Raw genomic sequence first — 17767 nt, forward strand, 5'->3', positions numbered from 1 at the left:
CGAACCGAAGACGATGAGCGACATCCTGCAGACGATCCTGGCCCGCAAGGCCGAAGAAGTGGCCCAGCGCCGCGCCCAGCGCCCGCTCGAGGAGCTGCAGGCCGCCCTGGCCAGCGCCCCGCCCGTACGTGGCTTCGTGCGCGCGCTGCAGGCGGCGGTGGCCAACGGCGACCCGGCGGTGATTGCCGAAGTGAAGAAGGCCAGCCCCTCCAAGGGCGTCATCCGCCCGGATTTCCGCCCGGCCGACATCGCCGTCAGCTACGAGTTCGGCGGCGCCAGCTGCCTGTCGGTGCTGACCGACGTGGACTTTTTCCAGGGCGCCGACGCCTATCTGCAGCAGGCCCGCGAGGCGTGCACGCTGCCGGTGCTGCGCAAGGACTTCGTGATCGACGCCTACCAGGTGTACGAGGCGCGCGTGCTGGGCGCCGACTGCATCCTGCTGATCGTCGCCGCGCTGGACGACACCCAGCTGGCCACCCTGTCCGAACTGGCGCTGTCGCTGGGCATGGACGTGCTGGTGGAAGTGCACGACATCGACGAGCTGGAGCGTGCGCTGCAGGTGCCGGCGCCGATGATCGGCATCAACAACCGCAACCTGCGCACCTTCGAGGTGTCGCTGCAGACCACGCTGGACATGCAGAAGGCGGTGCCGCGTGACCGCCTGCTGGTGACCGAGAGCGGCATTCTCGGCCCGCAGGACGTGGCGCTGATGCGCGACGCCGGCATCCATGCGTTCCTGGTCGGCGAGGCCTTCATGCGCGTGGAAGAACCGGGCGAGGGCCTGCGTCAGCTATTCTTCGCGGCATGAAAACGCACTATCCGACGCCGCGCGATGATGCGCCGCTGGTGGTCTTCGATTTCGACCACACCCTCTATGACGGCGATTCGGGCACCCATCTGTTCGCCTCGCTGATCAAGCGCAACCCGCTGCGCATGCTGGCCGCGCTGCTGGTCACGCCAATTGCCGGGCCGATGGTGGCGATGCTGCCGACCCGTCGCGCGGGCATCTCGGTCTATGTGTGGATCGGCAGCTTCGGCCTGCACCGCGCGCGTGATTTCAACAAGGTCATCGACGCCTATGTGCTGCGCAACGAGGCGCAGATGCGTGCCAAGCTGCTGCCGCAGGCGCTGGAGGTGTTCGCCGCGCACCGAGCCAAGGGCGACCGCGTGGTGGTCGCCACCGGCGCGCCGCCGGAGCTTGCACGCGCGATCCTGACCTTCGTTGCCCATCAGGACGTGCCGGTGATCGGCACCGAGGTCGGCCCACGGCTGGGCGGCGTCGGCCCGACCCGCCACTGCCACAATGAAGAGAAGATGCGCATGCTGCGCGAGCGCGGCTACGGCGACATCGACATCGCCTATTCCGACAGCACCGCCGACCTGCCGCTGCTGCTGGCTGCCAAGGCACCGGTGGTGGTGAACCCGAAGCCGGGCAGGGTGGACTTCTTCCGCCGCGTGCTGCCGGCGGGCACCCGCATCCTCAACTGGGGCTGCGTGGACCGCGGTGGCGACAAGGCCTGATTCGAGCCTGTTGTAGAGTCGGGCCATGCTCGGCTGCCTTTGTAGAGTCGAGCCGTGCTCGACTGCTTTCCCGCCAGGAGCAGCCGAGCATGGCTCGGCTCTACAGGTCCTTGCGCTCAGCGGTACAGGTGCCCGTACACCGCGTGGCCGATCTGGAACAGGCTGATACCCAGCACCAGCACACCAACGGCCACCAGTACCCAGCGCTCCTTCACCCGCTTGACCAGGATCGCCGCCACCGGCGCGGCCATCATGCCGCCGATCAGCAGGCCGGCGACGATCTGCAGGTGCTGCACGCCCATCGACAGCAGGAAGGTCGCCGACACCGTCAACGTGACCACGAACTCGGCCGCATTGACCGTACCGATGGTGGTACGCGCCTGGCCGCCACGGGCGAGCAGGGTGGACGTGGCGATCGGCCCCCAGCCGCCACCGCCGCTGGCGTCGAGCAGGCCCGCGAAGAAGCCCAGCACCGGTACCCGGCGGATCTCGCCCTTGGGCATCCAGCGCCCCGCGGCGCGGGCCAGGATGATGATCGCCAGCACCAGCAGGTACAGATAAATGAGCGGGCGGATGATGTCACCGGGGATCTGGGTGAGCACGTACGCGCCCAGGGCGCCGCCCACCGCACCGGGCAGGGCCAGCCGCAGGAACAGGCGTTTATCGACATTCCCGGCTGCAAGGTGCGACACACCCGAGGCACCGGTGGTGAACACTTCAGCGGTGTGGATGCTGGCGCTGACCTGGGCCGGGGGCAGGCCCATGCTCAGCATCACCGACGAGGAGACCAGGCCGAAGGCCATGCCCAGTGCGCCGTCAACCAGCTGTGCGCCCAGGCCGATGAGGATGAACCACCAGAATTCGCTGCTCAGTTCCATGCACCGAGCCTAGCGCGCGAAGGAGTGCGGACCAAGGTCCGCACCCACCAGGTGGTCAACGGTCAACGGGTGCCGTACAAAACCACAGTCTTGCCGCGGGCGTGCAGCAGGCCGTCGGTCTGCAGCTTCTTCAGCACGCGGCCGGCCATTTCGCGCGAGCAGCCGACCAGGCGGGCCAGTTCCTGGCGCGAGACGCGCAGCTGGCTGCCCTGCGGATGGCTCATCGCCTCCGGCTCCTGCGCCAGGTCGTGCAGGGTGCGCACGATCCGGTCGGTAACGTCCAGGAATGCCAGGCGGCTGGCCTTGCGGCTGGTGTCGAGCAGGCGCTTGGAAATCTGCTGTCCCAGCGCGTACAGCAGCCGCGGGGCATCGGCCGACAGCGGGCCGAGGAACAGCTGATGCAGGCGCTCGTAGCTGATTTCGGCCAGTTCGCAGGCGGTACGGGTCCGCAGGATCACCTCGCGGCGGTCCGACTCGACGAACAGACCCATCTCACCCACGAACTCGCCGGCGCCGAAGTAACCCAGCACCAGCTCGCGATCGTCATCTTCCTCGGCCATGATCGAAACCGAGCCGCTGATGACGTAATACAGGGTTCCCGCCGGGTCACCGGGTCGGAAGACGTCGGTACGGGTGGGGTATCGCCGCCTGTGGCTGTGCGCCAGGAAACGATCGATTGTGGCGATATCCAGGGCCAGTGGACTGCTAGCTAGGCGCACGGTTGACACGATAGGAGCGCTCCCTCTGCGCATGAACGGATTCACGGGGTCGATAGCGGAGCTTAACCAGCGCAATTGTTAAGGGCAAACAGTGTGCCAGATGTGAGCGATCTTCACGTTCCCCCCGGGGACAGTTTGCCCCATAATTCCCCCTTTCTCTTCTCACACAGGAATCGACCGCCGTGGTCAAGCCGTTGCCTCGCCTGAGGCTGCAGGGTTTCAACAACCTCACCAAGGCGCTGAGCTTCAACATCTATGACGTGTGTTACGCGCGCACCGAAGAGGAGCGTCAGCGTTACATTGAATACATCGATGAAGAGTACAACGCCGACAGGCTGACTCAAATCTTGACCGATGTCGCCGAGATCATCGGCGCCAACATCCTGAACGTGGCCCGCCAGGACTACGATCCGCAGGGTGCCTCGGTGACCATCCTGATCTCCGAAGAACCGGTGATCGACAAGAAGCAGGCCGGCAAGGAGCTGATTCCCGACGCCGTGGTCGCGCACATGGACAAGTCGCACATCACCGTGCACACCTATCCGGAAACGCACCCGCAGGAAGGTATCGCAACCTTCCGCGCCGACATCGATGTGGCTACCTGTGGCGTCATTTCGCCGCTGAAGGCGCTGAACTACCTGATCGAGAGTCTGGAATCGGACATCGTGATCATGGACTACCGCGTCCGTGGCTTCACCCGCGATGTGAAGGGCAAGAAGCACTACATCGATCACAAGATCAACTCGATCCAGAACTTCCTGGCCAAGAACATCAAGTCGCGTTACGAGATGTTCGACGTCAACGTCTACCAGGAGAACATCTTCCACACGAAGATGCACCTGAAGGACTTCGACCTGGACCAGTACCTGTTCGAGGAAAAGGCCAAGAACCTGTCGTTCAAGGAACGCATGAAGATCGAAGCGCTGCTCAAGCGCGAGATCGAAGAGCTGTTCCACGGCCGGAACCTGTCCGAGTAAGCCCCATGCGCGATGCCCGCAGGCATCGCCGCCCAGGCGGGACGACCCGCCCCGTGGAACTGGTGTCGCGCAGGCGACATGGTTCCACGGTGATGTACCGACCCACGGCCCGGTGTGAAAACACCGGGCCGTTTCGTTTTTCTCAAAAAAGGTAAGGAGCCCCCACCCATGCCCTGGATCTACCTGCTGCTGGCCGGCCTGTTCGAGATCGGTTTTGCCCTCGGAATGAAGTACTCCGAAGGCTTCAGCAAACCCCTTCCCACCGTTGCCACGGTGGTGTCCGCGCTGATCAGCCTGTACCTGATGAGCCAGGCGATGAAGAGCATCCCGGTCGGCACGGCCTACGCGATCTGGACCGGTATCGGCGCCATGGGCGTGGCGGTGCTGGGCATCTACCTGTTCAACGACAGCGCATCGCCGGCCCGCCTGGCCTGCGTGGGCCTGATCGTGGCGGGTGTGATCGGCCTGAAGCTGGTCTCGCCGAACTGATTGATGGCCCGACCAACGGTCGGGCCCCGCCGCACCTCTTGGTAGGCCCGCACCGTTGGTGCGGGCAACCCTTCAAATGCGGTAGGCGATGGTCTTCATCACCTTGGAGGCCAGTGCCATCACGCCGGGGATCGGGAATGGCAGGCGGCGTGCGCCGGCCTGTTCGGCGTGCTCCGCATGGCGGGCCTCGTCGTCCTTCATCACGGCGATGACCGCGCGGCTGCGCAGGTCACCGGCCGGCAGGTCAACCAGATGCTCGTCCAGGTGCGCCTCCACCTGGCGCTCGGTCTCGACCACGAAGCCCAGGTTCCAGCCGTCGCCACGCAGCCCGGCCAGGGTGCCGATGGTGTAGCTGCCGGCATACCAGAGCGGGTTGAACAGGCTGGGCCGGCTGTCCAGTTCGCCCAGCCGGGTGGCGCACCAGGCCAGGTGGTCGGTCTCTTCCTGGGCCGCTTCCAGCAGGTGTTCACGCGTGGCCGGGTCGCGGGCCACGGCGGCCTGGCCGAAGTACAGGCCCTGCGCGCAGACCTCGCCGACGTGGTTGATCCGCATCAGCCCGGCCGCGTGGCGGCGTTCGGCGCTGTCCATGCCCGGCTCACCCGTGTCCGCGGCCGGGTAGGGGCGGGCCGCCGGCGGGTTGCCGAACACCGTGTCCAGGGCGCGCTGCGCCTCGGTCAGCAGGTTGTCCAGCGGGGTGATCTGGCGGGGCACGGTCATGGCGGTACACGGTGGGGCGGAAGACACCCGATTCTCGCCCGGCCCCGCGCCCCTGCCAACCCGGCCCAGGGCGCGGGTTGCGCGAGCCCTGCAAGGTGAGTACAATCCCGCCTCTTACGCTTCACCTTTTCACAACGCGTGGCAGAGTTCCGGCGAGCCTTTCGCCGCAATGAGCCCGACCTAACCTAGAGTTCTTCATGAGCACTTTCACTGCCAAGAACGAGACCGTCCAGCGCGACTGGTACCTCGTCGACGCCGAGGGCAAGACCCTGGGCCGTCTCGCCACCGAGCTGGCCCGCCGTCTGCGTGGCAAGCACAAGCCGGTCTACACCCCGCACGTTGATACCGGCGACTACCTGGTCGTCATCAATGCAGAAAAGATTGCCGTCACCGGCAAGAAGCTGCAGGACAAGATGTATCACCGTTTCACCGGTTACATCGGCAACCTGAAGACCGAATCCCTGGCACAGGCGCTGGAGCGCCACCCGGAGCGCGTGATCGAGATCGCCGTCAAGGGCATGCTGCCGAAGGGCCCGCTGGGTCGCCAGATGTACCGCAAGCTCAAGGTCTACGCCGGCACTGAGCATCCGCACGCCGCACAGCAGCCGCAGGTTCTGGATATCTAATCATGGCTATCACTCAAAACTACGGCACTGGCCGCCGCAAGTCCTCCACCGCTCGCGTGTTCCTGCGCAAGGGTTCGGGCAACATCACCGTCAATGGCCGTCCGCTGGACGAGTTCTTCGGTCGTGAGACTGCGCGCATGATCGTGCGCCAGCCGCTCGAGCTGACCAAGAACACCGAAAGCTTCGACATCCTGGTCACCGCCGCTGGCGGCGGCACCACCGGCCAGGCCGGTGCGATCCGTCTGGGCATCGCCCGTGCTCTGGTCGAGTACGACGAAACCCTGAAGTCCGAGCTGCGCAAGGCTGGCTTCATGACCCGTGACGCCCGTGAAGTCGAGCGTAAGAAGGTCGGTCTGCACAAGGCCCGCCGCGCCACCCAGTTCTCCAAGCGCTGATTTACCGCGCCTGGTTGGGCTCCTTCGGGAGCCCGCTGGATGGAAAAGCAAAAGCCCGGCTTCGGCCGGGCTTTTGTCGTTTCGGGGGGATGCATTTCCGGGTTGCCGGCCAGCGGCCGGCACTACCCATGGTTTCGCATCTCGGAAGGGGTGGGGTCAGAGCCCTTTCCTTTGGAAAAGGATCCGACCCCGGGCCTCTCTCTGGAGGGGAGCCCCCTTGATGTTCAAGGGGGTGCGCCGACAGGCGCGGGGATAAGGTGGAATGCGCGACCAGATTAAAAGCAAAAGGCCAGATCTTTCGATCTGGCCTTTTGCTTTTAATTTGGCTGCCCCGGATGGATTCGAACCACCGAATGCCTGAGTCAGAGTCAGGTGCCTTACCGCTTGGCGACGGGGCAAAACGTGCAACTATTTTCTCACTTTTCACACTGGAAAACAACTTGATTTTCAGTGTGGTGGCTATGGGTGGACTCGAACCACCGACCCCAGCATTATGAGTGCTGTGCTCTAACCGGCTGAGCTACATAGCCTTGGTGAGCCCGCTATTCTGCGGATGTGTATCGCCCCTGTCAACACTTTTGTGTCGTGCTTGTGGGCCGACAGAGGGCATGGGATAGTCCTGACCAGTAGATTTTTTTAGGAGTCCGCATCGTGATCGATCCGGACGGCTATCGACCGAACGTCGGCATCGTGCTGATGCGGCAAGACGGCCAGGTGTTCTGGGCACGACGCGTGCGCCGGGACGGTTGGCAGTTCCCGCAGGGTGGCATGAATACCGACGAGACGCCTGTCGAGGCCATGTATCGTGAACTGCAGGAAGAGACCGGCCTGCTGCCTGAGCATGTGGAAGTGCTCGGGGCGACACCCGGCTGGCTGCGCTACAAGCTGCCGGCGCGGGCCATCCGCCGCAACGAGCGGCAGGTCTGCATCGGCCAGAAGCAGGTCTGGTTCCTGCTGCGCCTGACCGGCGATGAATCGCATGTGCAGCTCGACCATACCGATTCGCCCGAGTTCGACCACTGGCGCTGGGTGGACTTCTGGTACCCGGTGGAGCACGTGGTGATGTTCAAGCGTGGCGTCTATGCGCGTGCCCTGCGACACCTGGCGCCGTTGGCGCGCGGGGTGGCCGGGCAGGGCGTCAGCGCGATGCCCAAGAGCGCTGCCGAGGCCTGGATGCCGGGCCACGCGGCCGGCCACGACAGGCCCCGCAAGCGCACGCCCAAGCGTGGTGGCTACTGGCCGCGCAAGGCCAAGGGTGAGCCGGGGGCGGTTTGATGGGGGCGCCGCGCAGACCACGGGCCGATCCGTTGAAACGCATCCCCGCTAACTATGTCCAGCAGAACCTGGCTGTCCGACTGGTCAGCCTGCCCTGGATGACGATGGGCGTGGTGATGTTCGGTAGCAGCGCAACGATTCCGCTTGAGCTGGGTGTGGTCCTCACCATTGCGAATTGTGCCGCTGCCCTGTACCTCGCGGACTACCTGCTGCGCTTGAGGGCGGCAGGCGGCGGCCTGCACTGGCTGATCATTTTTTTCAGCACGTCGGTGCTGGCGCTGGTATGTGCAGTCGTACTCTGAACGGTATCGAGAATGGTTCAGGTCTCTGATTGACAACCATTCTCGTTTCCATTGGAATAGCCAACAGGCCACTCCTGGCCTGTCAGCCCGGTTCACGCCTGTGTACGTCTGCATCTGCAACGGAGTCACCGACCACCAGATCCGCGAAGCCGCCAGCCATGGCGTCAGCACGGTGGCCGAACTGACCATGCGTACCGGATGTGGCGCTACCTGCGGTTCCTGCCTGGACATGGCTGGCGATCTGCTGGCCAAGGCGCGTGCCACCCACGATCTGCCGTTGCCGGTCCTCGGTCTGGCCCAGGTCGCCTGATCGTCTCTTTCGTGCCGCGTTGACGGCGCGTTTTCGCATCCTTCACGTGCGGCCGCACAGGCCAATGCGCACGATTCGCGTTCCTTCAACCCCGCACGCAAGGCGTTAAAGTGCCTCCGTTTTCAGCGTGCAGGAGCACCCCCATGAAGGGCGACACCAAGGTCATCGAATTCCTCAACAAGGTCCTCTACAACGAGCTGACCGCGATCAACCAGTACTTCCTGCACGCCAAGATGCTGAAGAACTGGGGCATCAAGGAACTGGCCGAACACGAGTACAAGGAATCGATCGACGAGATGAAGCATGCCGACATGCTCGCCGACCGGATCCTGTTCCTCGAAGGCCTGCCGAACTTCCAGGCGCTGGGCAAGCTGCGCATTGGCGAGAACCCGACCGAGATCCTGCAGTGCGACCTGTCGCTGGAGCGCGACGGCGTGGTGACCCTGCGCGAGGCCGTGGCCTATTCCGATTCGGTCGGCGACTACGTCAGCCGTCAGCTGTTCGTGAAGATTCTGGATTCGGAAGAAGAGCACATCGACTGGCTGGAGACCCAGCTCGACCTGATCGAGCGTATCGGCGAGCCGAAGTACCTGCTGAGCAAGCTGGAAGAGTGATGTAGCGTCGAGCTTGCTCGACTGTGATCAGCATGGCGATAGTCGAGCAAGCTCGACTCTACCGATGCTGTGCCAGGTAGCCCGTCAGTGCCACGCGCGCACGGGCGAATTCGGCCACCAGCAGCGCCACCGCCACCGCGGGGCGCTGCAGGCTTCCGCTGCGGGCCTCGTGCTCGATCCGCTGCGCGATTGCCGACAGCGACAAGGCCCCCACGTTCGCACTCGATGATTTCAGGCTGTGCGCGACCGCCTTCAGGCGTGGTCCGTCGCCGCTCTGCGCAGCCTGCTGTAGCTGCTGCACCATCGCCGGGGCATCGTCCAGGAACACCGAAAGGATCTGGAGTGCGGAGTCGCCGATCACCGCGTGCAGCTCGTCCAGCACATCGCGGTCGAGTACCGGTTGCGCAGCGGCTTGGCTTTTTGTGTTCTGTGGAGCCCAGCCATGCTCGGCTGGCGGTGCTCGATCGGCTGCAGGGGCGGCGCCTTCGAGCAAGCTCGACGCTGCGACATCGCTCGATTGCTGCCTCCATCGATTCAACAGCGCATGCAACGTGGCGCGTGCGATCGGCTTGGACAGGTAGTCGTCCATGCCAGCCTGCAGGCAGCGCTCGCGATCACCGGCCATGGCATTGGCGGTCATCGCGATGATCGGCAGCCGCGCGCGCCCGGTTTCCGCTTCTTCCGCACGCCAGTGGCGCGTGGCGGCGTAGCCGTCCAGCACCGGCATCTGGCAATCCATCAGGACCACGTCCACGCCGCCTTCGCGAAGGGCGGTCAGCGCCTGCTCGCCATCGCTGGCGTTGCGCACCTCGCACCGGAACACGCGCAGCAGATGCTCGGCCACCATCCGGTTGACTGTGTTGTCCTCCACCAGCAGCACCCGCAGGTGCAAGGGCGGCAGCGGGGGCGTGGGCTGCCCCTGTTCGGCATTGGCCAGCAGCGCGGTAGGCCGCGCAGGCGCGGCCGGTGCAGCCAGCAGCGCATGCAGTGCGGCGTCATCAAAGTGCGCGGGTAGCTGACGCTGGCGCGGGCGGGCAGGAAGAGCATCGTCCTGCAGCCACAGCACCTGCAGCGCGTCGTCCTCGCCACGCTCGGCCAACGCCTGCTGCAAGGCCACTTCGCCAATGCGACGCGCGCGTGCATCGACCAGCAGCCAGGCCGGTGCCGGCTGCGCGGGCCGTGGGGCCGCACGCAGGCGCTCGACCACGCCGTCGGGCTGCGCCAGCGCGTGCACCTGCAGTCCATGATGGGCCGCGATGCGCTCGATGCGCGCCTGCAGGACCGCATCGGTACTGAACAGCAGCAGCGGGGCCGGCGTGCGCGCCATCGCCGGCAGGTCACCGGGCACCTTCAACAGCGGGATCTCGAACCAGAACGTCGCACCGTGGCCCGGCGTGGACTGCACGCCGATGCGCCCGTGCATCAGGTCGATGATGCGCTTGCAGATGGCCAGGCCCAGGCCGGTGCCGCCGTAGATGCGCGTGGTGGAGGCATCGGCCTGGCTGAAGGACTGGAACAGGCGAGCCTGCAGGGCCTCATCGATGCCGATGCCGGTGTCGATGATCTCGAAGCGCAGCTGGTGCCGCGCGGCACCTTCGCCCAGCCGCAGCACGCGCAGCTGCACCTGGCCGCGGGCGGTGAACTTGATCGCGTTGGCCAGCAGGTTGCTCAGCACCTGGCGCAGGCGCACCGGGTCGCCGCGCACCGGCAGGCGCACGGAGGGATCCAGCTGCAGGCCGAGCGACAGGCCCTTGGAATCGGCCGCGCGCTGCATCAGCTGCACGACGCCATCAAGCAGGTCACGTAGGTTGAAACTGGTGATTTCCAGTTCCAGCGCCTGTGCTTCCAGCCGCGAGTAGTCGAGGATGTCGTCGACGATGCGCAGCAGCTGCTGCGAGCTGGCCGAGGCGGTGGCCAGCATCTGCCGCTGGTCCTCGCCCAGTGGCCCGCGCGCGATCAGTTCCAGCATTGGCAGGATGCCGTTGAGCGGCGTGCGGATCTCGTGGCTCATCGTGGCCAGGAACTCGCCCTTGGCCAGCACCGCCGCTTCGGCGGCCTGCTTGGCCTGCAGCAGCTGTTGTTCCAGCTGGCCCTGGCGTTCGGTGGTGTGGCGCAGCTGGTCACGCTCGGCGGCCAGCGCGCTGTGCTCGCGCCGCAGCTGGGCCAGTGCGTGGCTGCGCGTGCGCAGGCGCATGCCCAACAGCAGCGCCAAGGCGGCCGCGGCAAGGGCAACCAGCAGCGCACCCCACAGCGGCATGTCAGAGCACCGCGTTGTGGAAGTCGAAGTTCAGGTCGCTGCCGGCCGACTGCACCATGTTGCCCTGGATGTAATCGACCCCGCCGACCCACATCGCGGCCGCAGCCTGCGGATCCTCGATCTGCTGGCCGATGATCTGCAACCCTGCTGCATGTGCCCGTTCGATCGCCTTGCGCAGTTCTTCGCGTGTGGCGGGGTTGGCATGGCTGCTGGAGAAGCGTGCGGCCATGCGCACGAACGACAACGGCAGCTGTCCCAGCAACGCGTCAGCCTCGCCACCCGGCTCGAACTGGCTCAGGCAGAAGCGCACGCCAGCGCCGGCCATGCGCTGGCAGAACTGCTGTAGCGGCACGGTATGGATCAGCGCGTCGGGCAGGCGCACGTCGATCACCAGCGCGCTGCCGGGCAGGTCGCGCTGCTGCAGCGATTCCAGCAGCCAATCCGCGAATGCATCGCGTTGCAGGGTGCGCAGCGACTGCGAAACGAACAGGTTCAGCGGTTGCGTCGCGTGCCGGTACAGGTCCAACAGGCCCAGCGCATGATCCATCACCTGCTGGTCAAGGTCGGCGATGCGCCCGGCAGCTTCCGCGGCCGGGATCACCTGGCCGGCTGCCAGCACCGTGCCGTCGGCCTGGCGCAGGCGAAGCAGCAACTGGTACTGCGCGGTGTTGCCACCGGCCACAGCGACGATCGGCTGGTAGGCCAGTTCCAGCTGGCCTTCCAGCAACGCCAGGTGCTCCTGCTCACTGATCACGTCGCGGTGCACGTGGCCTGCCACGCCGGCGCTGAGCAGGCGTGCCTGCAGCGTGGTGCGTTCGACGGCCTCGAGCGCACTGTTGGCATCCTCGAAGCCGGACGACAGCGGCGCGTAGCCGACCACGCCGCGCAGGTGCACGGATTCGTCGTCGCGGATCACGAAGGCGCGCGCCGACAACTGCTCGCGCAGCGTTGCGGCGATGCCTTCCAGGCTGTCCTCGTCGGTATTGCGTACGAGCAGCAGGAAGCTGTTGTCATTCAGGCGTGCCAGCAGGTGCGGGTGGCCGGCTTCCGCCAGGCGCTGCCCCGCCTGCACCATCAGGCGCTCGAAGGCTGCATAGCCATAGCGCTCGCGCAGTCCCAGCGCGCTGGACACTTCCACGAACAGCACACCGCCCGGGTCGCGGTGGGCGAGTGCGGCGTTGAGCTGCTGCAGCACGTGATGACGCGTCGGCAACCCCGTTTCCGGATTGCTGGTGGCCGGTGCGCCGGTGGCACCGGACAGGGTCGCGGCCTGCGCGCGCGCGCGGCGGATGCGGTTGGCCACGGCGGCGATCAGGTGGCGCGGACGGATCGGCTTGCTCAGGTAGTCATCGGCGCCACTGTCGAGCACTTCGAACTGGCGCTCCGGGTCCGGGTCCCCGCTGAGGAACACGATCGGCAGCAGCTGCAGGCCGGGCTGCTGGCGGATCAGTGCGGTCAGGCGCATGCCGTCCAGGCCGGGCAGGTGCAGGTCCATCAGGATCAGGTCAGGGCGATGCTCCTTGATCGCCTGCAGTGCACCGTCGGCATCGCTGTGCACGATCGCCTGCATGCCGGCGCCGTGCAGCACGCTCTGTGCGAACAGGGCCTGCGCGCGGTCGTCCTCGACGATCAGCACGCGATACGGTGAATCGGACGGCGGCGGCGCCTGGTCGTTGTTGCCGGCTTCGGCCAGCACCACCGGGCCGGGAAGCGGGGGTGGTGCGCTGTGGATGGCCGGGGCATCGGCGGCGGCGCCCTGCGGCGTGACCGCTGCGGGTGCGACCGGAGCGCTGCTGGCCGTCTCGGCGCTCCAGCGTTGCCAATGATCGGCCGGAGGGGTTTCAGCGCGTCCCGGGCGGGCGCCCGCGGGGGATTCGTTTGCGGCCATCGGTGCTCCTGGTGTTCGCGTCCATTATGCGACAAGCCCGGTACTCAACCGGTACCGGTGTGCCCCGGCGGTGCTGCCGATGCGCCGCGCGCCAGCCAGCGCACGCCTTTCCACAAGGTGCGCCAGACCAGCCACACCAGCAGCGCGCCGGCCAGGCTGCAGGCCAGCACCACGATCAGCGCGATCCATGGGTGCGCCAGCGCCAGTGCCAGGCCGCCGATCACCACGGTGTCTTCGGCAGCGGACGCGACCCAGTTGCTGGCCGGTTCCGGCGAGGTGTTCAGCAGGGCGCGGGTGCCGGCCTTCAGGCCATGACTGGCCAGCGCGACACCGGCGCCGGCGGCAAGCGCACCGGTGCCCAGCTGGCCGTCCGGCGACAGCGTGGCAGCGGCAAGGAAGGCGCCGGCAGGCACGCGCGCGAGTGTCTGTACCAGGTCCCAGACGGAGTCCACACCGGGGATCTTGTCGGCAAAGAACTCGGTCACGGCCAGCGCCGCCGAAGTACCCAGCACCCACCACGATTCAGTGGCCTGCAGGGCCGGCGGCAGGTCGACCCAGCCGAGCAGGCCGGCCAGGCCGACGCCGAACACGGTGAGGTAGACGCGGATGCCGGCCAGCCAGGCCAGCAGGATGCCGATCACGAACAGATGGGCTTCGGTCATGGCGATGCTCCGGCGACGGAACTGTGCAGGGGGCCACACTATCGACGATGGCGTGCCTGAACGCCACAGACGGTGGCTCGCCACTGCGCAGGAAACCCACCCGTCCTGTCATACACTAGCCCGTCGTTTGCCACAGGGGCCGTATCGGTGTCGCCCTCGCGATGCCCCGGAATCCACCCATGACCAACCGTCCTCCCATGCGCGTGCAGGTCCGCCTGCCCGGCGCGCCGCAACCGCCGGCCGACCGTCGCCGCCTGCTGGTGATCGGCGGCATCTGGCTGCTCAGCCTGGTGCTGGCGGTGCTGGGTGGCTGCTGGATGGCCACCCCGCGCGATGCGCAGGGCCAGCGCCTGCAGGCCGCCGAGAAGCGTGCCGAGACGCTGCAGGCGCAGCTGACCGAACTGCGCCAGAAGCAGGCCACGCTGGAAGCCTCCGACCGCATCAGCCGCGCCGCCAACACCGAGGTGCAATCCTCGCTGGCCGAGCGCGATGAAGAGATCGCCGGCCTGCGCGCTGACGTCGCCTTCTATGAGCGACTGGTGGGCTCCACCAGCCAGCGCAAGGGCCTGAATACCCACTCGATCGAGTTCAGCCCGGAAACGGCCGGCACCTGGCAGTACACCGCCGTGCTGACCCAGAACCTCAACCGCGGCGCCATCAGCCAGGGGCAGATGCGTTTCACCGTGGAAGGCGTCAAGAACGGCAAGCTGGCCACGATCAGTTGGGATGATCTGCACCAGCGCAGCAAGGTACCGGGACAGGATTACTCGTTCCGGTACTTCCAGCAGCTCACCGGCAGCGTGATGCTGCCGGCTGACTTCACCCCGCAACGCGTGCGGGTGACATTGGGGAGTGGTACGGGGGGTACCACCCAGGTATTCGACTGGAAACAGGCCGGTGCGCCGGCCGCCAAAGGGGAGTAGGCAGATGTTCGGAAGCAGCAAATCCAACCGTGAAGGCCAGCTGGTGGTGGATGCCCTGATCGGCAACCAGGTGGTGATCAGGGGTGATGTGGAATTCAGTGGGGGCCTGTATGTGGAAGGTCGCATCCACGGCAAGGTGATTGCCGCCGAAGGCGCCAGTGGCGCGACCCTGACGGTCGCCGAGCATGGCGTCATCGAAGGCGAGATCCGCGCCCAGGTGGTGGTCATCAGCGGCCGCCTGGACGGCGACGTGCACGCCACCGAGAAGGTCGAACTGACCCCAAGCGCACGGGTCAATGGCAACGTCCATTACCAGGTGGTGGAGATGAATGCGGGCGCCCAGCTGAACGGCCGCCTGATCCATGCCAGCGCCCCGATGGCTGCCCTGCCGGCCCCGGAAGGCGATGAGGCCAATGGCAGCAAGGGTGACACCGCCGCACGCCGCAAGCTGGCCGAGGCGATGGCTTGAAAGCCATCGTCGGCACCCCCATGCTGACGGCATGAGCACGCTAGTCTCCCTGCCCGGCGCCGCCCCGGTTGCCGCGCCCGATTACCAGTCGCTGGAGCGCCCGCTGAACTTCACCGAGTCGGCGGCCGCCAAGGTCAAATCCCTGATCCAGGAAGAGGGCAACCCCGACCTGGCCCTGCGCGTGTATATCGAAGGCGGTGGCTGTTCGGGCTTCCAGTACGGGTTCGAGTTCGACGAGAACCGTGCCGAGGATGACCTGGCGGTACAGACCAGCGGGGTGACCCTGCTGGTCGACCCGCTGAGCCTGCAGTACCTGATGGGCGCCGAGGTGGACTACACCGAGAGCCTGACCGGTGCCCAGTTCGTGATCCGCAACCCGAACGCGAAGACCACCTGCGGCTGCGGCAGCAGCTTCAGCATGTAAGAGCCCTGTGGCCAGGATGTGCCAACCACGGTTGGCACCTGCCAGAGCGGATCAGTAGATCCACGCCATGCGTGGATGCTCTGTGCCTGCGTGCCCACAACAGCAGATTGCGCACAGCGCCGACCTTGCCACCCGCATCGATTGGCGGCACGCTTGGCGGATGCCCAATACTCCTTCGCCGCTTTCCGGTTTCGCCTTCGTTGGTGAACCGTTGGAGCGCGCCGATGCCCTGCGCGAAGATGCCGATGCACTGGCGCGCCTGTGGCCGGGCGCGCGCATTCTCGTGCTCGATCAGGACGGCAGCGCCTTCACTGGCGATGACGACCAGCCGCTGGCGCTGACCGGCGCCGACATCGGTGGTGGCCCGGGGGCCGCGATCTTCCTCGGCCTGCGTGGCGAGCAGGCCTGGTTCTCGGTCGAAGCCACCAATGTCACCGTCACCGCTCCGCGCCGCCTCGACCTGCGCCAGGCCGCCCTGCTGTGGTCGATGGCCGATGCGACCGCCTTCAGCTATGCCCGCGGCATGTCCTACTGGCATTCGCGCACCCGCTTCTGCGGCGTGTGCGGTGGTGCTGTGGCATTTGCCCGTGGCGGCTTCGTCGGCCGTTGCGCGCAGTGTTCCACCGAGCACTACCCGCGGGTCGATCCCGCCGTGATCGTCGCCGTGGAAAACCAGGGCCGGCTGCTGCTGGGCCGGCAGTCGAACTGGGCACCGCGTCGTTACTCGGTGCTGGCCGGTTTCGTCGAACCCGGCGAGACCTTCGAGCAGACCGTGGTGCGCGAAGTGCATGAGGAGAGCAAGGTACGCGTGACCGCCTGCCAGTACCTCGGCTCGCAGCCGTGGCCGTTCCCGGGCGCGCTGATGGTCGGCTTCCGTGCCCAGGCGCAGGACGACCTGCCGACCGTGGATGGTGAGCTGGAAGACGCGCGCTGGTTCAGTGCCGACGAGGTTGGCGCGGCGCTGGCCCGCGATGTCGAGGACGATGGCCAGGGCATCCGCCTGTCACCGCCGATCTCGATTTCGCGCGGGCTGATCGAACACTGGTACCGGCAGCAGAAGGGCTGAGCCTGGCCGGCGGCGGCGCCTGTATTGCCGCCACCTGAACACGGCCCGGGTTACAGTGCCGGTCACCGCGGAGGGCGTTGCTGCGACAGGTAAGGTAGCGACGCCGAGCGTTCTGTTTCGTAGGGAGACCTGCCATGTTCACCACTCTGGCCGCCGTGCTGGTGGCACTGGCCTTGGGCCATGTAGCCCCGGCCGCTGCCGCCTCGCTGCGCCGTTTCGACGGCTTCCGGCGATGGCTGGGCTGGCTGGATGCGCGCGGTGGCAAGGCTTGGCAGGGACCGGTAGGGGTGGCGCTGGCGCTGCTGCCGCCGCTGCTGCTGATGGCGCTGCTGGCGTGGTTGCTGCGCGGGGTGCTGTTCGGCCTGCCGTCGCTGTTGCTAGGCGTGGCGGTGCTGGCCTGGTGTTGGGGACCGCGCGACCTGGATCGCGATATCGAAGCGATCATCGACGCCGATGATGCAGCGACGCGGCAGGCAGCGGTGCGCAACCTGCAGGCGGCCGGCGGCAGCCTGCGCGAGGATGTGCCGTCACTGGTGGAAGCAACGGTGTTCAACGCGCTGCGGCGCTGGTTCGCGGTGCTGTTCTGGTTCCTGCTGCTGGGCCCGGTCGGTGCGCTGGGCTATCGCCTGTTGGCATTGATGGCGGAAAGCCCCATGCGCGCACGCGTGCCGGTGGAGCCGCTTGCGCTGGCACAGCGCCTGCTGGGCTGGATCGAGTGGCCGGTGGCGCAGCTGATGGCGTTTTCGATGGCGCTGGTGGGCAATTTCGATACAGCGTGGAAGGCCTGGCGCCAGGCCCATGGCGAACGCCTGGCCGGTGGCATCGGTTTTCTCGGCGCGGTGGCGCGGGCCAGCGTCAACGCCGAGCTGCGCGAGGACGCACACGATTACACCGAGGCCGGATTGCTGCCGGTGTGGCAGCGCCTGCCGGACCTGCGCGATGCGATGAGCCTGGTGTGGCGGATGCTGCTGCTGTGGCTGGCGATCCTCGCCCTGCTGGTGATTGCAGGCTGGGTGACGTAGTTGCTTTGCAGGGCTTGCAGCCCTGCACCTGCAGAGGCCAACGCCAAAGCCAAAGCCAAAGCCAAAGGGGCTCTGGGTTGCTGAGGGTTGGGCGGGGCGGTGTGGGGCTGCAGGACACGCCGTAAACCCGTCCCTGGGGGCTCGATGGCGCCATCCATGGCGCCAACGGTCCTGCGGCCCCACACCGCCCCACCCCCGACAGTTTCCCGGTGACGGTGGGTCAACTGCGACTG

The 17767-nt window shown here is 66.6% G+C and carries 21 protein-coding genes and 2 tRNA genes; 15 read left to right on the forward strand and 8 right to left on the reverse strand.

Annotation, left to right across the window (positions count from 1 at the left end; genetic code table 11):
• Positions 1-13: 13 nt before the first annotated feature.
• Complete coding sequence (gene trpC / locus R1H25_RS11975; RefSeq protein WP_049426871.1) at positions 14-808, forward strand: indole-3-glycerol phosphate synthase TrpC; 795 nt, start codon at positions 14-16, stop codon at positions 806-808.
• Positions 805-1521, forward strand: coding sequence for a haloacid dehalogenase-like hydrolase (locus R1H25_RS11980; RefSeq protein WP_057501074.1), 717 nt, complete (start codon positions 805-807; stop codon positions 1519-1521). The genes trpC and R1H25_RS11980 overlap by 4 nt, the downstream gene beginning before the upstream one ends.
• 116 nt (positions 1522-1637) lie before the next feature.
• Here R1H25_RS11980 and R1H25_RS11985 read toward each other — a convergent pair whose 3' ends face one another.
• Both R1H25_RS11985 and crp read right to left on the reverse strand, forming a co-directional pair.
• On the reverse strand, positions 1638-2399 hold the full coding sequence (locus R1H25_RS11985; protein ID WP_088479081.1) for a sulfite exporter TauE/SafE family protein: 762 nt from the start codon (positions 2397-2399) through the stop codon (positions 1638-1640).
• Positions 2400-2461: 62 nt separating this feature from the next.
• Entirely contained in the window at positions 2462-3151 is a 690-nt protein-coding gene (crp, locus tag R1H25_RS11990) for a cAMP-activated global transcriptional regulator CRP (RefSeq protein WP_010482649.1), read from the reverse strand.
• Between the two features lie 149 nt (positions 3152-3300).
• Here crp and speD point away from each other — a divergent pair, with 149 nt between their 5' ends.
• Complete coding sequence (gene speD, locus R1H25_RS11995; RefSeq protein ID WP_014648662.1) at positions 3301-4095, forward strand: adenosylmethionine decarboxylase; 795 nt, start codon at positions 3301-3303, stop codon at positions 4093-4095.
• A gap of 168 nt (positions 4096-4263) precedes the next feature.
• Positions 4264-4584, forward strand: a complete 321-nt coding sequence (gene sugE / locus R1H25_RS12000; protein ID WP_005419816.1) for a quaternary ammonium compound efflux SMR transporter SugE — start codon at positions 4264-4266, stop codon at positions 4582-4584.
• A 72-nt stretch (positions 4585-4656) separates the two neighbouring features.
• Here sugE and coq7 read toward each other — a convergent pair whose 3' ends face one another.
• Positions 4657-5301: a 2-polyprenyl-3-methyl-6-methoxy-1,4-benzoquinone monooxygenase gene (coq7, locus tag R1H25_RS12005; RefSeq protein WP_317223691.1), complete on the reverse strand. Its 645-nt coding sequence runs from the start codon at positions 5299-5301 to the stop codon at positions 4657-4659.
• A gap of 197 nt (positions 5302-5498) precedes the next feature.
• Between coq7 and rplM the strand changes: the two genes are divergently transcribed.
• Complete coding sequence (gene rplM / locus R1H25_RS12010) at positions 5499-5927, forward strand: 50S ribosomal protein L13 (RefSeq protein ID WP_005414692.1); 429 nt, start codon at positions 5499-5501, stop codon at positions 5925-5927.
• Between the two features lie 2 nt (positions 5928-5929).
• Positions 5930-6322, forward strand: a complete 393-nt coding sequence (gene rpsI, locus R1H25_RS12015; protein WP_005411311.1) for a 30S ribosomal protein S9 — start codon at positions 5930-5932, stop codon at positions 6320-6322.
• A gap of 323 nt (positions 6323-6645) precedes the next feature.
• Here the strand turns inward: rpsI and R1H25_RS12020 are convergent.
• Both R1H25_RS12020 and R1H25_RS12025 read right to left on the reverse strand, forming a co-directional pair.
• Positions 6646-6720, reverse strand: a tRNA-Gln gene (locus R1H25_RS12020).
• Between the two features lie 55 nt (positions 6721-6775).
• Positions 6776-6852, reverse strand: a tRNA-Met gene (locus R1H25_RS12025).
• Between the two features lie 121 nt (positions 6853-6973).
• Between R1H25_RS12025 and R1H25_RS12030 the strand changes: the two genes are divergently transcribed.
• The 4 genes from R1H25_RS12030 (at position 6974) to bfr (ending at position 8823) form a co-directional block, all read left to right on the forward strand.
• Entirely contained in the window at positions 6974-7597 is a 624-nt protein-coding gene (locus R1H25_RS12030; protein ID WP_049448418.1) for an RNA pyrophosphohydrolase, read from the forward strand.
• 32 nt (positions 7598-7629) lie between these two features.
• Entirely contained in the window at positions 7630-7899 is a 270-nt protein-coding gene (locus R1H25_RS12035; RefSeq protein ID WP_317223692.1) for a hypothetical protein, read from the forward strand.
• Positions 7900-7999: 100 nt separating this feature from the next.
• Positions 8000-8209, forward strand: a complete 210-nt coding sequence (locus R1H25_RS12040; protein WP_005411309.1) for a bacterioferritin-associated ferredoxin — start codon at positions 8000-8002, stop codon at positions 8207-8209.
• A 143-nt stretch (positions 8210-8352) separates the two neighbouring features.
• Positions 8353-8823: a bacterioferritin gene (bfr, locus tag R1H25_RS12045; protein WP_005419804.1), complete on the forward strand. Its 471-nt coding sequence runs from the start codon at positions 8353-8355 to the stop codon at positions 8821-8823.
• Positions 8824-8881: 58 nt separating this feature from the next.
• Here the strand turns inward: bfr and R1H25_RS12050 are convergent, their stop codons facing one another.
• The 3 genes from R1H25_RS12050 to R1H25_RS12060 are packed head-to-tail and all read right to left on the reverse strand — an operon-like array spanning position 8882 to position 13630.
• Entirely contained in the window at positions 8882-11080 is a 2199-nt protein-coding gene (locus R1H25_RS12050; RefSeq protein WP_317223693.1) for an ATP-binding protein, read from the reverse strand.
• Position 11081: 1 nt separating this feature from the next.
• Positions 11082-12968, reverse strand: a complete 1887-nt coding sequence (locus tag R1H25_RS12055) for an EAL domain-containing protein (protein ID WP_317223694.1) — start codon at positions 12966-12968, stop codon at positions 11082-11084.
• Positions 12969-13012: 44 nt separating this feature from the next.
• Positions 13013-13630, reverse strand: coding sequence for a DUF4126 domain-containing protein (locus R1H25_RS12060; RefSeq protein WP_049448414.1), 618 nt, complete (start codon positions 13628-13630; stop codon positions 13013-13015).
• Positions 13631-13809: 179 nt separating this feature from the next.
• Here R1H25_RS12060 and R1H25_RS12065 point away from each other — a divergent pair, with 179 nt between their 5' ends.
• From R1H25_RS12065 to ampE, 5 genes are all read left to right on the forward strand, one after another.
• Positions 13810-14553 carry a DUF6776 family protein gene (locus R1H25_RS12065; protein ID WP_049448412.1) on the forward strand — a complete coding sequence of 248 codons (744 nt, stop codon included), beginning with the start codon at positions 13810-13812 and terminating at the stop codon, positions 14551-14553.
• Between the two features lie 4 nt (positions 14554-14557).
• A complete protein-coding gene (locus R1H25_RS12070; protein WP_049448410.1) occupies positions 14558-15022 on the forward strand; it encodes a polymer-forming cytoskeletal protein in 465 nt (154 codons plus the stop codon).
• A gap of 31 nt (positions 15023-15053) precedes the next feature.
• Positions 15054-15446 carry an iron-sulfur cluster insertion protein ErpA gene (erpA, locus tag R1H25_RS12075; RefSeq protein WP_317223695.1) on the forward strand — a complete coding sequence of 131 codons (393 nt, stop codon included), beginning with the start codon at positions 15054-15056 and terminating at the stop codon, positions 15444-15446.
• 160 nt (positions 15447-15606) lie between these two features.
• Positions 15607-16512 carry an NAD(+) diphosphatase gene (gene nudC, locus R1H25_RS12080; protein ID WP_049448408.1) on the forward strand — a complete coding sequence of 302 codons (906 nt, stop codon included), beginning with the start codon at positions 15607-15609 and terminating at the stop codon, positions 16510-16512.
• Between the two features lie 134 nt (positions 16513-16646).
• Positions 16647-17534, forward strand: coding sequence for a regulatory signaling modulator protein AmpE (gene ampE, locus R1H25_RS12085; RefSeq protein WP_099588939.1), 888 nt, complete (start codon positions 16647-16649; stop codon positions 17532-17534).
• Positions 17535-17767 lie beyond the last annotated feature (233 nt).

It is taken from the genome of Stenotrophomonas veracruzanensis, assembly GCF_032911525.1.
GTDB classification, from domain to species: Bacteria; Pseudomonadota; Gammaproteobacteria; order Xanthomonadales; family Xanthomonadaceae; genus Stenotrophomonas; species Stenotrophomonas africana.